The 4,346-nt window shown below is 39.0% G+C and carries 4 protein-coding genes and 1 pseudogene; all 5 read right to left on the reverse strand.

The genetic code is table 11. From position 1 onward, the window contains the following. Positions 1 to 137: 137 nt before the first annotated feature. Positions 138 to 419 carry a DUF503 domain-containing protein gene (locus V7149_RS25480; protein ID WP_335348355.1) on the reverse strand — a complete coding sequence of 94 codons (282 nt, stop codon included), beginning with the start codon at positions 417 to 419 and terminating at the stop codon, positions 138 to 140. Beyond that, positions 416 to 2,623, reverse strand: a pseudogene (gene infB / locus V7149_RS25485) (translation initiation factor IF-2). The gene V7149_RS25480 and the pseudogene infB overlap by 4 nt, the downstream one beginning before the upstream one ends. 19 nt (positions 2,624 to 2,642) lie before the next feature. Further along, positions 2,643 to 2,945 (reverse strand): YlxQ family RNA-binding protein, encoded by a 303-nt coding sequence (locus V7149_RS25490; RefSeq protein WP_315668583.1) that lies wholly within the window; start codon positions 2,943 to 2,945, stop codon positions 2,643 to 2,645. Continuing rightward, positions 2,942 to 3,226 carry an RNase P modulator RnpM gene (gene rnpM / locus V7149_RS25495; protein WP_335348356.1) on the reverse strand — a complete coding sequence of 95 codons (285 nt, stop codon included), beginning with the start codon at positions 3,224 to 3,226 and terminating at the stop codon, positions 2,942 to 2,944. The genes V7149_RS25490 and rnpM overlap by 4 nt, the downstream gene beginning before the upstream one ends. A gap of 15 nt (positions 3,227 to 3,241) precedes the next feature. Next, on the reverse strand, positions 3,242 to 4,346 hold a 1,105-nt coding region (gene nusA, locus V7149_RS25500; RefSeq protein WP_335348357.1), incomplete at its 5' end, for a transcription termination factor NusA.

Consider the following 4,346-nt stretch of genomic DNA (forward strand, 5'->3'; position numbering starts at 1 on the left):
GATAAATTCCTTAAAAAAATCTGAGGCATCCGCCGGAGGCTTAACTTTATTCAGAAAGTATTGAACCCCTTCTGAATAGTTTCCCAATCTGCATTCATCGCCCACCAATAGAAGTGGAAAATAAATACTGAATAAAGTTAAATCCACTCGACATCAGTAATTGTTCGTTCAATTTCAGGAAACGAATCAATTAATTTAAGGGCATTTTGTAATTCTTGCTCCGTTGAAACTCGAGAGGATGATACGGCAACAATGGCTATTTTTGTCCGCTGCCATACATCTTGATAATCGACCTCTGAGACAGATACATTATATTTTTGTTTCAAACGGGTAAGAATTCTTTGCAATACAGCTCGTTTTTCTTTTAATGAATGTGAATCATAAATGATACATTCACAAGCTGCTAGCCCAATGATCATTTTCGCTCAATTTCCTGCATAACGAAGGCTTCAATGACATCGCCTTCTTTAACATCGTTAAAGTTTCTAATCGTAATCCCACATTCATATCCTTGGCTAACCTCTTTAGCATCATCTTTGAAGCGCTTAAGTGCATCTACTTCCCCTTCAAAAATAACAATGCCATCACGGATTAAACGTACTCCACTATCTCGAGTAATTTTTCCATCGGTTACATAGGAACCTGCAATTGTTCCAACCTTTGATACTTTAAAAGTTTGGCGAACTTCTGCCTGGCCAATAATTTTTTCTTCAAATTCTGGATCAAGCATCCCTTTCATAGCCAATTCGATTTCTTCAATTACTTTGTAAATAACTCGATGCAGGCGAATATCTACACCTTCAGCTTCCGCAGCACGCTTAGCGTTATTATCAGGGCGTACATTAAATCCGACAACAAATGCATTAAATGCTGCAGCAAGAGTAATATCTGATTCATTAATAGCTCCTGCTCCAGTGTGAAGTATACGAACATTTACACCTTCAACATCAATCTTTTGCAAGGCTGTTGTAAGTGCTTCTGCAGTACCTTGAACATCTGCCTTAACAACAACATTTAATTCCTTCATTTCGCCTTGTTTCATATGTTCAAACAAGTTATCCAAGCTAATTTTTGTCTTTTCACTTCGCTGTGCTTGAAGGGCTTGCTGAGCACGAGACTCTCCAATTTGGCGAGCTGTCTTCTCATCAGCAAGTACAGCAAAGCGATCCCCAGCTTGAGGTACATCATTCAGACCTGTAATTTCTACTGGTGTTGATGGTCCAGCATGTTTAACACGGCGGCCAAGATCATTGACCATTGCACGGACACGGCCAAAAGTATTTCCAACAACGATCGGATCGCCTACTTTTAGAGTACCGTTTTGAACGAGCAGAGTTGCGACNNCCTTTATCTAATTGAGCCTCGATTACAGTTCCTACAGCACTGCGATTAGCAGTAGCCTTAAATTCTTCTACTTCGCTTACAAGAAGGATCATTTCAAGAAGATTGTCAATTCCTTCTCCTTTTAGGGCAGAAATAGGAACAAATATAGTATCCCCACCCCAAGCCTCTGGTACTAAGCCATATTCAGTTAACTCCTGCATAACGCGGTCTGGATTGGCAGATTCCTTATCCATTTTATTAACAGCTACAATTATTGGTACTTCTGCGGCTTTCGCATGNNGATTGCTTCAATGGTTTGAGGCATAACACCATCATCAGCTGCAACAACAAGAATGGTAATATCGGTAATTTTTGCTCCACGGGCACGCATTGTTGTAAAAGCAGCATGTCCTGGAGTATCTAAAAACGTAATCTTTTTGCCATTTTCTTCAACTTGATAAGCTCCGATATGCTGAGTAATTCCACCGGCTTCTCCCGCTGTAACTTTTGTATTTCTAATAGAATCCAAAGTCGTTGTTTTACCGTGGTCAACGTGCCCCATAATCGTAACAACAGCCGGACGCTCTACAAGCTCTGCATCTTCTTCATCTGTGAAATAAACCTCTAAATCAGTCACATCGATATGAACTTCTTCTTCGACTTCGACTCCGTAATCAGTAGCAATTAACTCAATAGCATCTTTATCTAGTGCTTGATTAATTGTAGCCATAACACCAAGCATAAATAATTTTTTAATGATTTCTGAAGGTTCACGATGAAGCTTTTTTGCAAGCTCAGCAACAGTTAATGAATCACTAAAAGTAATTTTTGCTGGAAGTTCCTTTACTTTTTTAGGAGCAGGAGGGACTTGTACTTGATGGTTGCTTTTCCCTTTATTATTGTTTTTATTTCTATTTTGATTGTTATTGTTATTATTTTTATTCTTGTTCTTGTTAAAAGGCTTATTGTCTTTTTGATTATTCTCGCTGTTTGGCTTTCTAACTTCAGTTTGTTTTTGCATAGGTTTATTTTTACCTTTGTTTACTTCCGACTGCTCATTACGATTAGCAGCCGGAGCTTTTGGTTTAGTCTGAACTGGATTTGTCTTTTGCTGATTTTGCTTTTCTGGCTGTTTGTCTTCCTTCTTACCGTATATTCCGTCCAATTTTTGTACGGCAGAAGCTTCAATTGTTGTCATATGGTTTGAGACCTCGATATTCATGTCTTTTAATTTTGTAATCACGTCTTTACTTGATACGTTTTGCTTTTTTGCATATTCGTAAACGCGCATTTTACTCATACTTTCACCCCCGCTGGAATTAATCGAGCAACGACTTCAGTTTTTTTGCAAATCCATCATCAAGCACTGCCACAACAACCCGAGCATCTTTTCCAATAGCCTGACCAAGGATTTCCCGGTTTTCGACAAGCCTATATGGAATTTGATAGGATTTACATTTGTCAGTTACTTTTTTTGTCGTGTTAACAGAAGCGTCCGCAGATAGCAATATGAGCTTCGCTTTACCGTTTCTTATTTCTTTGATAGTAAGCTCTTCACCCGAAGTAATTTTCCGTGCCCGATTCGCTAAGCCAAGCAATGACATCCATTGATTTGCATTCATTTGGATAGTCGTTTCTCCTTCTCTATGAGCTCTAATAGCTCTTCATATATAGAATCATCTATTGAAACATCTAAATGGCTTGCTAAAACATTTTTCTTTTTTGCAAGTTTTACTGCCTCTTCTTCTTTAGAAAGGTAGGCGCCGCGACCGGATTTTTTTCCAGTCGGATCAACTGATACTTCCCCTTCTTTAGAGCGAACGATGCGAACGAGTTCTTTTTTCGGTCTCATTTCACCGGTTGCGACACATTTACGCAGAGGAACTTTTTTACGGTTGTTCACATTCATTCACCCCTATTAATCCATATCTTCCTGAAAATCAAAATTTTCATCGTCTTCAAGCTCAGTGCTATCATATGTCAAAAGTGTTTCTTCTCTTGGGTACATGCCTGTTTCTCGTGCTTCAGACTCAGATTTAATATCAATTTTCCATCCTGTCAGCTTTGCAGCCAGTCTCGCGTTTTGCCCGCGTTTTCCAATTGCGAGTGACAGCTGATAGTCTGGAACTATAACGGTTGTAGCTTTATCATTTTCATTTACGATGACATCAAGTACTTTAGATGGACTTAACGCATTAGCAACGAAAACAATCGGATCAGCTGACCACTTTACAATATCAATCTTTTCACCTTTTAACTCATTCACGACCGCTTGAACACGGGTGCCTTTTGGTCCTACACAAGAACCAACTGGATCGACTTCCTCGTTATCAGAATGAACGGAAATTTTCGAACGGTCTCCCGCTTCCCTGGCTACAGACTTAATTTCAACTGTTCCATCGTAAATTTCTGGAACTTCTATTTCAAACAATCTTTTCAAAAGACCTGGATGAGTTCTGGAAACAAAAATTTGTGGTCCTTTTGTAGTCTTTTCAACCTTTGTTATGAAAACCTTTATTCTGTCATGAGGTTTATATTGCTCGTTCGGCATTTGTTCATTTGTTGGAAGAATCGCTTCGATCTTTCCAAGACTGACATAAATAAATTTGGAATCCTGACGTTGCACAATCCCTGTCATAATATCTTCTTCACGGTCAATAAATTCAGAGTAAATAATTCCTCTTTCCGCTTCACGAACACGCTGCGTAACAACCTGCTTTGCTGTTTGCGCCGCAATTCGGCCGAAGTCCTTAGGAGTAACCTCTAGCTCCACAATATCTTCCACTTGATAATTAGGATTCATTCTTTGTGCATCTTCAACGGAAATTTCTAGTCTTGGGTCAAAAACCTCTTCAACTACTTCTTTTCGAGCAAAAACTCTCATCGTTCCGTTTCCAAGATTTAAATCAATCCGAACATTTTGTGCTTGATTGAAGTTTCTGCGGTATGCAGATACTAGCGCTGCTTCAATTGCATCAATAATGACATCACGTGAAATGCCTTTTTCTTTTTCAAGTAATGTG

Source organism: Bacillus sp. JJ1503 (assembly GCF_036965125.1).
Taxonomy (GTDB): Bacteria; Bacillota; Bacilli; order Bacillales; family Cytobacillaceae; genus Cytobacillus.